At 71.9% G+C, this 13904-nt stretch carries 10 protein-coding genes and 2 pseudogenes; 8 read left to right on the top strand and 4 right to left on the bottom strand.

Annotation, left to right across the window (positions count from 1 at the left end):
- Nucleotides 1-110 precede the first annotated feature (110 nt).
- Both KIF24_RS11665 and KIF24_RS11670 read left to right on the top strand, forming a co-directional pair.
- On the top strand, nt 111-1382 hold the full coding sequence (locus KIF24_RS11665) for a CehA/McbA family metallohydrolase (protein WP_230415497.1): 1272 nt from the start codon (nt 111-113) through the stop codon (nt 1380-1382).
- A 183-nt stretch (nt 1383-1565) separates the two neighbouring features.
- Entirely contained in the window at nt 1566-2324 is a 759-nt protein-coding gene (locus KIF24_RS11670; RefSeq protein ID WP_331461090.1) for a S1C family serine protease, read from the top strand.
- A 39-nt stretch (nt 2325-2363) separates the two neighbouring features.
- Here the strand turns inward: KIF24_RS11670 and KIF24_RS11675 are convergent, their stop codons facing one another.
- On the bottom strand, nt 2364-3410 hold the full coding sequence (locus tag KIF24_RS11675) for an aldo/keto reductase (protein WP_221084062.1): 1047 nt from the start codon (nt 3408-3410) through the stop codon (nt 2364-2366).
- Nucleotides 3411-3500: 90 nt separating this feature from the next.
- Here KIF24_RS11675 and KIF24_RS11680 point away from each other — a divergent pair, with 90 nt between their 5' ends.
- Nucleotides 3501-4154, top strand: coding sequence for a TetR/AcrR family transcriptional regulator (locus tag KIF24_RS11680; RefSeq protein WP_230415498.1), 654 nt, complete (start codon nt 3501-3503; stop codon nt 4152-4154).
- A 163-nt stretch (nt 4155-4317) separates the two neighbouring features.
- Nucleotides 4318-4575, top strand: a pseudogene (locus KIF24_RS11685) (YciI family protein); the annotation flags it as partial.
- A 49-nt stretch (nt 4576-4624) separates the two neighbouring features.
- On the opposite strand, the gene KIF24_RS11690 reads toward KIF24_RS11685, so the two are convergent.
- Nucleotides 4625-5350: a helical backbone metal receptor gene (locus tag KIF24_RS11690; RefSeq protein WP_221084063.1), complete on the bottom strand. Its 726-nt coding sequence runs from the start codon at nt 5348-5350 to the stop codon at nt 4625-4627.
- Between the two features lie 134 nt (nt 5351-5484).
- On the opposite strand from KIF24_RS11690, the gene KIF24_RS11695 reads away from it, so the two are divergent.
- Both KIF24_RS11695 and KIF24_RS11700 read left to right on the top strand, forming a co-directional pair.
- Complete coding sequence (locus KIF24_RS11695) at nt 5485-6333, top strand: hypothetical protein (RefSeq protein WP_221084064.1); 849 nt, start codon at nt 5485-5487, stop codon at nt 6331-6333.
- A 335-nt stretch (nt 6334-6668) separates the two neighbouring features.
- A complete protein-coding gene (locus tag KIF24_RS11700) occupies nt 6669-7916 on the top strand; it encodes a hypothetical protein (protein ID WP_221084065.1) in 1248 nt (415 codons plus the stop codon).
- Between the two features lie 115 nt (nt 7917-8031).
- On the opposite strand, the gene KIF24_RS11705 is transcribed toward KIF24_RS11700, so the two are convergent.
- Nucleotides 8032-8379 (bottom strand): histone-like nucleoid-structuring protein Lsr2, encoded by a 348-nt coding sequence (locus KIF24_RS11705; protein WP_221087309.1) that lies wholly within the window; start codon nt 8377-8379, stop codon nt 8032-8034.
- 282 nt (nt 8380-8661) lie between these two features.
- Between KIF24_RS11705 and lon the strand changes: the two are divergent.
- A pseudogene (gene lon, locus KIF24_RS11710) lies at nt 8662-10997 on the top strand (endopeptidase La).
- Nucleotides 10998-11038: 41 nt separating this feature from the next.
- Here the strand turns inward: lon and KIF24_RS11715 are convergent.
- Nucleotides 11039-12742, bottom strand: coding sequence for a DEAD/DEAH box helicase (locus KIF24_RS11715; protein WP_221084066.1), 1704 nt, complete (start codon nt 12740-12742; stop codon nt 11039-11041).
- Between the two features lie 204 nt (nt 12743-12946).
- Here KIF24_RS11715 and KIF24_RS11720 point away from each other — a divergent pair, with 204 nt between their 5' ends.
- Nucleotides 12947-13903: a DUF5715 family protein gene (locus KIF24_RS11720; protein WP_221084067.1), complete on the top strand. Its 957-nt coding sequence runs from the start codon at nt 12947-12949 to the stop codon at nt 13901-13903.
- Nucleotide 13904: the final 1 nt, after the last annotated feature.

A 13904-nucleotide genomic window follows, 5' to 3' on the forward strand; every position in this document is an offset into this window, starting at 1 on the left:
TGGTGGGTTCCATGGCAACGCCCTTGCGGCATCAGGCGTACCGCACTGTTCGCCTGACCGACGCCTCGGTGTGACGTCTCGGCCAGAACGACAAACATTCATATATTGTCATGAGCGGACATCATCCCCACCACTGCCATCACGACCACGGATCCGACGACCAGGTGCCGTACGGCCAGGTGCACCTCACTGCGGGCTTCGGCCGGCGGGCGCTCCTGGCCGGCGCCGGCGGCGCGCTGATGCTGGCCGCGCTGCCGACCTCGGCCCGGGCGGCCAGCACGGCGATGGCCGACGCCCCGACCGCGGCGGCCGGCGCCGGCCGGACGTCCATGATCACCCAGGGCACGATGCTGGTCCATGCCGACATGCACAACCACACGGTCATGTCGGACGGCGACGGCAGCGCCGCGGCGGCGTTCGCGTCGATGCGCGAGGCCGGTCTGGACGTCGCCGCGCTGACTGATCATGCCACGATCTTCTCCATCGAAGGGCTCAGTTCGTCGGAGTGGCGGACCACCGGTGACCTGGCGAACGCGGCCAACGACCCGGGTCGGTTCACCGCGATCCGCGGGTTCGAGTGGTCACATCCGCTACAGGGGCACATCAACGTCTGGAACAGCTCCGACTTCGCCGACCTGCTGCGGGCCGGCAGCCCCGGCAGCCTGTACAGGTGGCTGACCGGCCGGCCCGGAAGTCTGGCCAGCTTCAACCACCCCGGCCGGGAGGTGGGCCGGTTCAACAACTTCTCCTTCAACGCCTCGGCCCGGGATCAGTTCGTCGGACTGGAGATGTTCAACCGCACCGACGACTACCTCTTCGAGGGCTGGTCGTCGGGCCTGACGTCGCCGCTGGTGGCCTGCCTGAACGCCGGCTGGCGGCCGGGTCTGACCGGCGTCACCGACGAGCACGGCACGACCTGGGGCTTCCACGAGGGTAAGGGCCGCAGTGGGCTGTGGGTCACCGAGAACACCCGCGCCGCGGTGTTCGAGGCGATGGCCGCCCGCCGCTCCTTCGCCACCCGCGTCTCGGGGCTGCGGGTGGACGCCACGGCCAATGGCGTCCGCATGGGTGGGGTGCTGGACGTGACCTCGGGCGACGTACGGTTCCTGCTGGATCTGGACCGCGGCCCGGCCTGGGACGGCAAGCCCCTGCGGGTCCAGGTCCTCCGTCCCGGCACCTCGGCGCCGACCGTCGTCGACGTCATCGACACGGTCAACGGCCAGGTCACCGACTTCACCGTGCCGCTCGACGTCGCCGACGGCGACTGGGTGGTGCTCCGGATCTCCGACCCGTCCCTGCCCAACGGCAGTCCCGGCCCGGCCGGCCATCCGTGCAACGACTTCGGGGTGGCCTACACCAGCCCCTGGTGGCTGCGGCCCTGACCTGCCGCCGGTCCCGACACGGCGGGCCAGCCGCGGGCGGGCTGGGTCGGCCGTGCCGGGACCGGGATCCGGTGACGGTTCGGCCGTTGGCCACGGTCCGAGGTTTTCCGCCGCCGGGTCGGGGTAGCGGGCTAGCCAGCGCCGCAGGACCGCGGTGCCGCCGCACCGGGGGAGGAGATGACCGTGACGCGCCGATCGCGCTGGGTGGCACTGCTGGGCAGTGCAGCGATGCTGATCGCCACCGACGCCGTCACCGACCTCGCCGTGCTCCGCGCCGAGCGTGCCGACCTGCCGCCCGCCCCGTTCCGCACCGAACTGCCCCCGCCTGGCGAGCCGGTGGTCGCCCTCGGCAGCCCGCTGGGCTTCCTCAACAGTGTCACCGCGGGCATCGTCTCCGGCGTCGGCCGGGAGATCCCCGGATCGGCGAGCCAGGGCAACGCCCTGGTCGATCTGATCCAGACCGACGCGGCCATCTCGCCCGGCAACTCGGGCGGCGCGCTCGCCGACCATGGCGGCCGGGTGATCGGCATCAACGACGCCTACCTGCCGCCGCAGACCGGCGCGGTGTCCATCGGGTTCGCGATTCCCGCCGCCACCGCCTTGGACATCGCCGACGACCTGCTCGACGACGGCCGGGTCACCCAGCCGTACCTCGGGGTGGCGGTGGCCCGGCTGACCCCGCAGATCGCCCAGTCGCTGAACGCCGGCACCGATCGCGGGGTACTGGTCCGGGACGTGGACCCGGACGGTCCGTCGGCCGCGGCCGACCTGCGTCCGGGGGACATCGTGACGCAGCAGGTGGCCGGTGAGCGCACCGACACGCTGGAGGCGTTCCTCGGCGCACTGCGGTCGGTCGAGCCCGGCGAGCGTGTCCCGGTGACCTACCTGCGCGACGGCGACGCCGGCAGCACGACCGTCACCTCGACCGCGGCCACGCGCTGACGTGGTGTCCCCCGAGCACCGAGGGCGCACCGGCCGTTGTCAGGCGGCAGGCGCGACCGGTGAAGGGTTGAGCCTGGCGAAGCCTTCTTGCCGCTGATAGGGGAAGTACGGGTACGGTGCCGTCCGGGTGCTGGCAGCGTCGAGCCGGGTTATCTGTTCGGGCGTGAGCGACCAGCCGACAGCGCCGATGTTCTGCCGCAGTTGCTCCTCGTTGCGGGCGCCGATGATGACGGTGGCTACGGTGGGTCGTCGTAGCAGCCAGTTCACCGCGATCTGCGGCACCGCCCGGCCGGTCTCGCGGGACAGTTCTTCGAGGACGTCCACGACGCGGAACAGCAGCTCGTCGTCGACCGGCGGGCCGTAGGCGGCGGTCGCGTGCAGCCGGCTCGCGGGCGGTGGCGGCGTATCGCGGCGGATCTTGCCGGTGAGCCTTCCCCAGCCGAGCGGGCTCCAGACCATGGCTCCGACGCCCTGGTCGAGGCCCAGGGGAAGCAGCTCCCACTCGTAGTCCCGGCCGACCAGGGAGTAGTAGACCTGATGGGCGACGTAGCGGCGGCGGTGGTCCCGCTCGGCGGCAGCGAGAGACTTCATGAGCTGCCAGCCGGCGAAGTTGGATGCGCCGAGGTAGCGGATCTTGCCGTCCCGCACCAGGTCGTCCAGCGTCGACACGACCTCTTCGACGGGCGTTCCGGCATCGAAGGCGTGCAGCTGGAACAGGTCGATGTAGTCGGTGCCGAGTCGGCGCAGCGCCGCGTCGACCGATCGGATGAGCCGGGCCCGGGACGTTCCCGCGTCGTTCGGCCCGTCACCGGTCGGCAGGCCGCTCTTGGTCGAGACGAGCACGGCGGCGCGTCGGCCCTTGATCGCCTGCCCCAGCACCTCCTCGGAGGCGCCGTCGGAGTACACGTCGGCGGTGTCGAACATTGTCACTCCGGCGTCCAGACAGACGTCCACGAGGCGTCGTGCCTCGCGCGCATCCGTGTTGCCCCAGGCGCCGAAGAGGGGTCCGGAACCGCCGAAGGTGCCGGCGCCGAAGCTGAGGGCGGGCACGGTGAGCCCGGATGCCCCGAGTCGTCGGTACTCCATGAGATAACGCCTCCACTAACGGTACCATGGTTCCTTTAAGACGTTGGTACGATAGCAGCCGTCGGCGCTTAAGGAAACTGGAGACCCGTTATGGCCGTCGGTGCGATCCGGCCCGGAGGACGGACCGCCCGGGTCCGGGCCGCCGTGCTCCGAGCTGCCGGTGAGGCGCTCGTCGAGCACGGATTCGACCGTCTCGACCTTGCCGACGTGGCGCGTCGCGCCGAGGTCGGCAAGACGACGGTCTACCGCCGCTGGGGTACGGTGACCGGCCTCGTCGCCGATCTGCTCGCGGACATGGCGGAGCAGTCGTCACCGCGCGCCGACACCGGGTCGCTGATCGAGGACCTGCGCGCCAACGCCCGCCTCGTGCAGCGCACCCTGGCCGACCCACGCCAGGGCGCACTGTTCCGGGCGGTCATCGTCGCCGCGACCTGCGACGCCCGTGCCGCCGAGGCGCTGCACCGCTTCTATGCCGTCCGCATCGCCGAGTGGGCGCCCTGCGTGGAGCGGGCCGTGCAGCGGGCGGAGCTGCCAGCCGGCACGGATGCCACCGAGGTCATCCGCGCCGTCTCGGCACCGCTCTACTACCGCCTGCTCGTCAGCGGAGATCCCGTCGACGCGGCGGCGGCGGACCGTGCTGCCGAGGCGGCAGCGGTGGCCGCCCGCGCCGGTGTCTACACGCCCGCCCGCGGTCCCGACCGACGAGACGGCGCATCCGCTCCGGCATCCGCACGGCCACGGTGAGCCGATCCGGCGACGAATCGATGTCGAGAACCGGTGGCCGGCTCCGTCCCCGCCCCGAACACGACCACAATGGGTCGCACCAGCGCCGAGGAGAACCAGGATGGCCAAGTAGCTGCTGCTCAAGCACTACCGCGGCGCTCCGGCCCCGGTCAACGACGTGCCCATGGACCAGTGGACGCCGGCGGAGATCTCGGCGCACGTGCGGTACATGCACGACTTCGCGGTCCGGCTGGAGGGGACCGGCGAGTTCGTCGACGGTCAGGCGCTTGCCCCGGAGGGGACGTTCGTCCGGTACGACGGCCAGGGGCGCCCGCCGGTCACCGATGGTCCGTTCGCCGAGACCAAGGACCTCATCGCCGGCTGGATGGTGATCGACGTCGACAGCTACGAGCGCGCCGTCGAACTGGCCGGGGAGCTCAACACCCGCCGGTAGCCGCCTCAGCGGATTCCGGGCCGCCGGGCGCTGCTCGTCAGCCGGCGACGACCGGGTTGGCGAGTTGGGCGGCCAGCACCGCGGGTGCCGCGGCCAGCGAGGGGCCGTACCAGGTCAGGTGCCGTCCGGACACCAGGGCGCACGGCATCCCAGGGAAGGCCTCCGGCCCGTCGTCACGGGCGAACCGGTACGGCTCGTCCGGCAGCACGACCAGTTCCGGCACCGTCGCGCGCAGTTGTTCGAGGGTCGGTCGCGGATACCGCTGCGGCTGCTCGGCGTACAGGTTGGACACGCCGAGTCGGCGCAGCACGTCGCCGGCGAACGTGTCGGCGCCGAGCACCACCCAGGGGCGGCGCCAGACCGGCACCACCGCGCGTCTGGTGACCGGTGTCTCCGGCCGTGCGGCCCAGGCACGTCGGGCCGAGGCCAGCCAGTCGGGCTCCGCGGACGCGCCCAGGTCGCGCAGCAGGTCGGCCAGCTCGGTCAGCGCACCGTCCACGGTGCGCGGGTAGGTCAACCGGATCGATACACCCGCGGCGGCCAGCGCGGCGGCGTCCTCGCGCCGGTTCTCCTCGATGTTGAGCAGGACCAGGTCGGGGCGCAGCGCACGGATCCGGTCCAGGTCCGGATACTTGGTGCCACCCACCCGGGGCAGGTCCAGGTCCGCCGGGTGGGTACACCAGTCGGTCGCACCCACCAGCAGCCCGGGCAGGGTCACCGCAACCGCCTCGGTCAGCGACGGCACCAGGGACACCACGCGCACCCGTCCGTCCACCTCCTCGGCCCCGGGCCGGCCCCGCGCGGCCCACCGCCAACTCGCCGCATGGTCGGTACACCCACCGGCATGATCGTCATCCTAGACTCGGTCGTTCGGCGGCAGGATTGGTGGAGACGACGATGACCGGTGGCGACCCCTCCTGGCTGTCCACGGTGCCGCCCGGCGTCGGGCGCGCCGTGCTGCACCGGTCAGGGCGACGGGTGCACGGCGGACTGCGCCTGGGCGAGCTGATCCGGCGCCGCCCGCCGGGCCTCACCGGGAGCCAGTGGAACACGGCCGGCCGCACGGTGATCGACCAGGTGATCTGCGCGGTGGACGACGGACGACCGGAGTTCGGCGTCGAGTTCCGTCCGCCGTCGCCCGACGCGGCGGCCCGGCGGACCGAGCGAATCACGGAGGCGGTGACAGCGGCGGTCGGTCTGTCCCTGCTGCGGATCGCCTCCGCTACCCTGCACACCGCCGAGCACGGGCCGCGGATCGCGGAGTACCTGATCGATGCCCGAGGGTACGCCGCCGGGTCGGACGTGCCGGCCGTCGGATTCCGGGACATCGTCGGCCGGCTGCCCGACGGGCGCACCGGGGCGGTGAACGACCTCGGCGCGCTCGCCCGGGCCGAGGCGGTCGAGGCGTACGTGGCGCGACGGCTGGTGGACCCGATCCTGCGGGGGCTGCACGTGCACTGGGCGCAGGGACCGGTCGAGGGGTGGAGTTGGGTCGAGGTGCGTCCCGGCGGCTTCCTGGTGGAGCGGGTGACGTTGCAGCCGTACCGGATCTCCTGCGGGGTCGACCCGGCCCGGCTGGCCGAGGATCTGGCCGTGCTCGCCGTCGGCGACCGGCTCCGGACGCTGGAGTCCGAAGCGCCGGCGCTGATGTCGCGCGAGGATCTGCTGCACGACTTCCGGCGTCTGCGGGATCGCCGGGGCGAACTGGTGAACGGCTTCGCCTACGAGCATCTCTGCCAGGAGTGACCGCGGGCCGAACGGCAGCCGACCGCGGTGACCTTCCGGATCCGCCACCCGGCCGGGCGAGGGCGGACGGTAGCGGGCCGGGCGCGGAAAGAAGCCGTCCAAAAAAAGATCGCAGCTTTTGAACCCCCGTCGTGGCTGGGCCGTACCTCACCGCGAATGGACAGGATCTCGCCAACCCGCACCGGCAGGCGCGGGAGACGGTGCGGAAAGGGCATCGTCGTCTATCGACGTGCCATCGGCGCGTTCGGACGGTCCGCCGTCGAGCGTGCCATCACGATTCCGTTCGGTCCGTCGAGTCACGAATCAGGAACCGGATCGAGAAGGAGAGCAATTCGATGCGCAGGTCAACCCGGTCGCGCCGGCCATCCGGCAACGCGCGGACCAAGCGACTTCTGGCCGTCGGCGCCACGCTCGCTGTCTTCGGCGGCGTCGTCGCCGTGACCCAGATCTCGTCGGCCGGTGACCGACGGCCGAACAAGCAGCCCCGGCCGGCCTCGGCCGCGTGCGTGGAGCCGAGCCCCGGCGCCACCGCGCCAGCCGCCCGCGGCACCACCACCACGCGGACCTGGCAGAACGGCCGCTGGGTGGTCAACCACTGGGGCGACGGGCAGCAGACCGTGGAGGAGTGCCAGGAGACCCGCGACGGCAACGGTGACGAGACCGCCGGCGCCCTCGCGGTGGCCTGCCCGGACGTGGTCAGTCGGCTGCCCCAGGTGCCCGACCGGGCCCGTGCCGAGGTGGACCGCAACCTGAACGCGCTGCAGACCCAGATCACCGAGGCGGACCAGCGGCTCGCGGCCGACGGCGACCGGGGGCAGGCGTTCATCCGCAACGCGATTCTCAATCCGTTGGCCAGCAAGCGTCGGGCGACCCTCAACCGGATCAGAATCGCCATCGACCGGTTCGGCCCCCGGCCGCGTGGTCTGGCCGGTCTCGCCACCTGTCAGGTCCAGCCGGTCGACAACAACGACGGCGGCGACAATGGCGGCGGCGACAACGGTGGTGACAACGGCGGCGACAATGGCGACGACAACAACGGCCTCGACGTGCTGGCCAGCAACTGCGACGACAGCCAGCTGCAGCCGCACGACGGTTTCCAGAACGGCAACCGCTGCATCAGCACCGCCTTCGGCGAGGTCGGCGCGGCGGCCAACAACCCGTCGCTGCTGATCACCGATTTCCCGCAGCAGATCAACCGTAACGAAGGCTTCTCGATCCAGGTCAGCACCCGCAACCTGATCCGGGACCGGTTCCTTCCGGCCGGCCAGGGCGGCTACTACCTGGAAAGCTCGCTGCTCAACGAGCAGGGCCTGACCCGTGGCCACTTCCACACCGCCTGCCGGATGCTGCCCAGCGTCGACGAGGCGCCGGCACCGGAGCCGGTACCGGCCTTCTTCGTCGCCACCGAGGACGGTGGCGGTGGTGCCCAGCCGGACGAGGTGACCATTCAGGTCCCGGGTCTGCCGGATTCCGGTGTCGCGCAGTGCGCGGTCTGGGCCGGTGACGGTTCGCACCGCATCCCGATGTCGGAGCGGGCCAACCAGACCCCGGCGTTCGACGCGGTGCGGATCCAGGTCAACTGACACCACTGAACTGACGCCAGGCGCGGGGCCGTCCGGAGATTCTCCGGGCGGCCCCGCGGCACGTTCAATGGCCGTCGTGCGTGACCAGTCCGTGCCAGAACGCCGTATCCGCTGCTCAGCGGTTCTTGTACGCCTCGACCACCTCGACCGGGATGCGACCCCGCTCGGAAATCTTGTAGCCGTTGTTGATCGCCCATTCCCGGACGGCGCGGTTCTGCTCGCGGTTCATTCCCTGGGGCGCCGAACCGTTGGCGCGGCGGGGGGCACGGCCGGTGTCGGCGCCACCACGGCCAAGTCGCCGACCCGCGTCGATAAACGGATCCAGCGCCTTGCGCAGGACCCCCGCGTTCTCGTCGGAGACGTCAATGGTGTACGCCACGCCATCCAGGCTGAACTCGACCGTACGGTCGGCCTTTCCGCCGTCGAGGTCGTCGGTCAGCACCGTGATTACTTTCTTGGCCATCGTCAATTACTCCCTGTGTCTGACGGGGTGTGGTCAAAGTTTGACTCATCGCCCCGCAATTGCGCAACAAAAGCGCGCCCGGTGCCTGCTCGCGTTTCGTGCGGCGTCGAAATCCCGATTCCGGATCTCGTGGGCGCGGTGCGGTCGACCGGCCGGCGGGTCCGCCCGCGCATCGCGCCGCGCGCAGCGCCCGAACCGTGTCCTGGCTCACACGGAGGAACAACGTGGATCCGTCTCGACTTGAGTCAAGCACGCTCAACTCAATGCGATAGCAGGTGTTCGATGGCAACTCTTCCGGTACTTCCACTGACCGACGCCGTGCTGCTGCCCGGCATGGTCATCCCGGTGACCCTCGACCCGACCACCCAGGCCGCGGTGGACGCGGCCCGTGCCACCGGCGACCGCAAGCTGCTCGCCGTGCCGCGGCTGGACGGCGAATACGGCTCCGTCGGCGCGATCGCCACGATCGAGAAGGTCGGCCGGTTGCCCAGCGGGAGCCGGCCGCGGTGATCCGCGGCCTCGCCCGTGCCCGCATCGGCTCCGGGGTGCCCGGTCCCGGCGCGGCGCTCTGGGTCGAGGCGACCGAGATCGACGAACCCGCCCTGGCCGGCAAGGCCCGTGAGCTTGCCCGCGAGTACCGCGCCCTGATGACCTCGGTTCTCCAGCAGCGGGGCGCGTGGCAGGTCATCGACGCGATGGAGCGGATGACCGACCTCTCCGAGTTGGCCGACGCCGCCGGATACGCGCCCTGGCTCAGTCTGGCGCAGAAGACCGAGCTGCTGGCCGCGCCGGACGTCGCCGCCCGGCTGGAACTGCTGGTCGGCTGGGTGAAGGACCACCTGGCCGAGCAGGAGGTCACCGAGCAGATCAACTCCGACGTACGCGAGGGGCTGGAGAGGTCCCAGCGGGAGTTCCTGCTGCGCCAGCAGCTCACCGCGATCCGCAAGGAACTCGGCGAGGACGCCCCGGACGGCTCGGCCGACTACCGGGCCCGGGTCGAGGCCGCCGAGCTGCCGGAGAAGGTTCGCGAGGCGGCGCTGCGTGAGGTCGGCAAGCTCGAGCGGGCCAGCGACGCCTCCCCGGAGGCGGGCTGGATCCGCACCTGGCTCGACACGGTGCTGGAGATGCCGTGGAGCACGCGTACCGAGGACATCACCGACCTGACCGCGGCGCGGGCCGTGCTCGACGCCGACCACGCCGGTCTGGCGGACGTGAAGGACCGCATCCTGGAGTACCTCGCGGTGCGTAACCGGCGGGCCGAGCGCGACCTCGGCGTGGTCGGCGGGCGTGGCTCCGGCGCGGTGCTGGCCCTGGCCGGTCCGCCCGGCGTGGGCAAGACCAGCCTCGGCGAGTCGGTCGCGCGGGCACTCGGCCGGAAGTTCGTCCGGGTCTCGCTAGGAGGTGTCCGGGACGAGGCCGAGATCCGCGGCCACCGGCGTACCTACGTCGGTGCGCTGCCCGGTCGCATCGTCCGGGCGCTGCGCGAGGCGGGTTCGATGAACCCGGTGGTGCTGCTCGACGAGGTCGACAAGGTTTCCGCCGGGTACGCGGGCGATCCGGCCGCCGCCCTGCTGGAGGTGCTCGACCCGGCGCAGAACCACACCTTCCGGGACCACTACCTGGAGGTCGACCTCGACCTGTCCGACGTGCTGTTCCTGTCCACCGCCAACGTGGTGGAGTCCATCCCCGGCCCGCTGCTGGACCGGATGGAGCTGGTCACCCTGGACGGCTACACCGAGGACGAGAAGGTCGCCATCGCCCGTGATCACCTGCTGCCCCGGCAGCGGGAGCGGGCCGGGCTGACCGCCGACGAGGTGGACGTCGACGCCGAGGCGCTGGGCCGCGTCGCGGGGGAGTACACCCGCGAGGCCGGCGTACGGCAGCTGGAGCGGGCCCTCGCGAAGATCATGCGGAAGGTCGCGGTCGCCCTGACCGGCGATCCGACGCCGGTCCGGGTCGGCGCGGACGACCTGGTCCGCTACCTCGGCCGGCCGAAGCACACACCGGAGTCGGCGGAGCGCACGGCGGTGCCCGGCGTGGCCACCGGTCTCGCGGTCACCGGCGCCGGCGGGGACGTGCTGTTCATCGAGGCGACCAGCATGGAGGGAGACCCGGGGCTGACCCTCACCGGCCAGCTCGGCGACGTGATGAAGGAGTCGGCGCACATCGCGCTCTCCTACCTGCGCGCCAACGGCCGCCGGCTCGGCCTGGACCCGAACGCCCTCGCCGGGCGGCGGATCCACCTGCACGTCCCGGCGGGCGCGGTGCCCAAGGACGGCCCCAGCGCCGGCATCACCATGGTCACCGCCCTGGCGTCGCTGGCCAGCGGCCGGCCGGTGCGCCCCGAGTTCGGGATGACCGGCGAGGTGACGCTCTCCGGCCGGGTGCTGCCCATCGGCGGGGTGAAGCAGAAGCTGCTCGCCGCGCACCGGGCCGGCCTGACCGAGGTGATCATTCCAGCCCGTAACGAGCCGGACCTGGACGACCTGCCGACCGAGGTACGCGAGGCGCTGACCGTGCACACCCTGGCCGACGTCGCCGACGTGCTCGCCCTGGCGCTGCGCCCGGCCGAGATCGACCCGGCGTCCCTGGGCGACCAGCGCCTCACCGCCGCCTGAGGCACGCGCGGAGGGATCCCGCTCGACGGGGTCCCTCCGCGTCAGTGGCGGTCGTCGCGGTCGCGGCGGACGGTGGCCTTGCGGCCCTTGATGGTGCTGCCGCGCAGCCCGGAGATGACCTCGTCGGCGACCGAGTTCGGCACCTCGACCAGGGAGAAGCGGTCGGCGATCTCGATCGAGCCGATGTCCCGGCCACGGATTCCGGTCTCGCCGGTGATCGCGCCCACCAGGTCCTGCGGGCGCACCCCGGCGCGCCGGCCGAGGCCGATGAAGACCTGGGTGGTGCCGCTGGCACGGGGACGCCCCGGCCGGCGTTCGCCCCGGCCGTCGTATCCGGGCCGGGACTCCCGGCCCTCTCGACCTGCGCGGACCGCGACCTGCGGGATCTCCTCCTCGGCCTCGTCGGAGCCGGGCAGGTTGGCCTCGTGGGACAGTTTCACCGCGGCGAGCGCCACCTCCATCAGGTCGAACTCGTCGCTGAGCGTCTCCACGATGACCCGGAACGGGTCCAGGTCGTCCTCCAGCAGACTCTCCCGCAGCGCGGCCTGGGTCAGCTCCAGTCGGCGGGTACGCAGGTCGGCGACGGTGGGGATCTTGTCGATCGTGATCCGTTGCCCGGTGACCCGCTCGATGGTCTTGAGCATCCGGTGCTCCCGTGGCTCGGCCAGGGTGATGGCCACCCCCTCCCGGCCGGCCCGGCCCACCCGGCCGATGCGGTGCACGTACGACTCCGGAGCCGACGGCACGTCGTAGTTGACCACGTGGCTGAGTTGTTCGACGTCCAGCCCGCGGGCCGCCACGTCGGTGGCGACCAGCAGGTCGGCGGTGCCGGCCCGGAGCCGTCCCATCACCCGGTCGCGCTGTTCCTGGCTCATCCCGCCGTGCAGCGCCTCGGCCCGGTACCCGCGACCGTTCATCGTCTCGGTGAGCCGGTCGACCTCCTCCCGGCTGCGGCAGAACACGATCGCCGCGGCGGGCGACTCGACGTCGAGCACCCGGCCCAGCGCCGCCGGCTTGTGCGCCCGGGCCACCAGGTAGGCGCTCTGCCGTACCCGGGGCGCCTCCCCGGCGACCGCCTGCTCGCGGGCGATGAGGATCCGCAGCGGATCGTTCAGGTGAGCCCGGGCCATGCCGTCGATCCGCGACGGCATGGTCGCGGAGAAGAGCAGCGTCTGGCGCTGCTCGGGGGCGTGCTCCAGGATCGCGTCGATGTCCTCGGCGAAGCCCATGTCGAGCATCTCGTCCGCCTCGTCGAGCACCACCGCGGCGATGTTGCCCAGCCGCAGCGTGCCCCGGGCGATGTGGTCCAGTGCCCGGCCGGGGGTGGCCACCACGACGTCGACCCCGATGTCCAACGCCCGCAGCTGCCGGCCGATCGGCTGACCGCCGTAGATCGGCAGCACCCGGGCGCCGAGGTCCTTGCCGTAGCGGTGGAACGCCTCCGACACCTGCACCGCGAGTTCCCGCGTCGGCACCAGGACCAGGGCCAGCGGGTCGCCCGTCCGATCGTCCGGCATCCGTTGCAGCAGGGGCAGTGCGAACGCCGCGGTCTTGCCGGTGCCCGTCGCCGCCTGCCCGAGCAGGTCCCGACCGGCCAGCAGCGGAGGGATCGCCTCGCGCTGGATCGGCGTGGGCTCCTCGTAGCCGAGCGCGGCGAGTGCGGCGAGCAGTTCGGGCCGCAGGCCGAGATCCGCGAAGGCGGGGTGGTCGGTGGACGGGGCGGGCTCTACGGGCGTGGAACTCATGGGTCAAGCTTTTCATTACGCCCTTTCGCCCGCTGAGCCGACCACCGGAACACACGAGGGGGCCCGCCACCCCGTGCCCACCGGATGCTCATCTACCACTTCGCCACGCCTTAGGGGGATTCGGGAGTGCTGCTCGCACTCATCCCTATTTGCGTGATTACTGTCTGCAACAGGCGATCGTCGCGCCGGCAGAGAGGACCGACCATGCGAGTGCCCAGCCGAAGCCCGGGACACCGGTCCGGTCCTCCCGTCACCCCGGCCCGTCGTCGGCAACGGGGTGTCGTCCGTCCGCTCGCCGCGGCTCCGCCCGACCTGGAGGCGTATCGCGACGCCGTGGCTGAACTGCTTGTCGAGGTGAGCGCGCTCGCCGGTGAGAGCAGCGCCAAGGCCCGCCAGGTGCTGATCGACCAGCGACTGCGGGAACCAGCCATCGCCGACGTGCTCGACGCGACCTCGCAGGGGTTGATCGGCGCCCGCGAGACCCTGCTGCTGGAGATGGCGCGGTACCAGCCGAACACCCGCAGCTCCGCCGCCGACCTGGCCGCGCTGGTCCGGATCTACCTGCTGTCCCGGATCGACGTGATGTGGTGGCGCGACACGTCGACCTTCCTCACCGACAGCGAGGTCCACCACAGCACCGAGCTGGTCGACCTGGAGTGGCTACGGCGCCGGGAACTGCTGCGGTTCCGCTACACCGAGCAGCCCGGCACGGTCGTCGGCCGGGGGATACGCGCGCTGCGGCGCCGGGTGCTGCCGGACGCCACCCCACGCACCGCCGGCGTGCTGTTCCGGCGTGCCCGCCGAGAGGTGGTCGCCCTGCTCAACGCCATCGGAGATGAGTTCGCCGCCGCCACCCCGGCGGGCACCCCGCCACTGTGGGTGACCAGCCTGGTCCGCAGCGCCGAGCACCAGTACCGGTTGCGGCGCCTGGGCTACGCCGCGATGGTGCCCAGCGGCCACTGCCTGGGTTGGGCGGTCGACGTGGAGATGGAGTGGTACGGCCGCTTCGGTGCCCGGGACACCCTGGCCGGGGTACTGCTGAACCGGCAGCGCGCCGGCGAGATCAACGTCGTCGACGAGGGACAGGCCTGGCACATCTGCCTCGCCCCGTCGGCGGCGCCGCGGCTGCGCGGAGCGTACGAAGCCGAGATGGGGATCTGAA

It is taken from the genome of Micromonospora tarapacensis, from assembly GCF_019697375.1.
In the GTDB taxonomy this organism is placed as follows: Bacteria; Actinomycetota; Actinomycetes; order Mycobacteriales; family Micromonosporaceae; genus Micromonospora; species Micromonospora tarapacensis.

Coding starts and splice junctions, on each gene's coding strand:
- KIF24_RS11715 (WP_221084066.1), bottom strand. CDS start 12,742: ATGAGTTCCACGCCCGTAGAGCCCGCCCCGTCCACCGACCACCCCGCC.
- KIF24_RS11680 (WP_230415498.1), top strand. CDS start 3,501: ATGGCCGTCGGTGCGATCCGGCCCGGAGGACGGACCGCCCGGGTCCGG.
- KIF24_RS11700 (WP_221084065.1), top strand. CDS start 6,669: ATGCGCAGGTCAACCCGGTCGCGCCGGCCATCCGGCAACGCGCGGACC.
- KIF24_RS11695 (WP_221084064.1), top strand. CDS start 5,485: ATGACCGGTGGCGACCCCTCCTGGCTGTCCACGGTGCCGCCCGGCGTC.
- KIF24_RS11705 (WP_221087309.1), bottom strand. CDS start 8,379: ATGGCCAAGAAAGTAATCACGGTGCTGACCGACGACCTCGACGGCGGA.
- KIF24_RS11675 (WP_221084062.1), bottom strand. CDS start 3,410: ATGGAGTACCGACGACTCGGGGCATCCGGGCTCACCGTGCCCGCCCTC.
- KIF24_RS11665 (WP_230415497.1), top strand. CDS start 111: ATGAGCGGACATCATCCCCACCACTGCCATCACGACCACGGATCCGAC.
- KIF24_RS11720 (WP_221084067.1), top strand. CDS start 12,947: ATGCGAGTGCCCAGCCGAAGCCCGGGACACCGGTCCGGTCCTCCCGTC.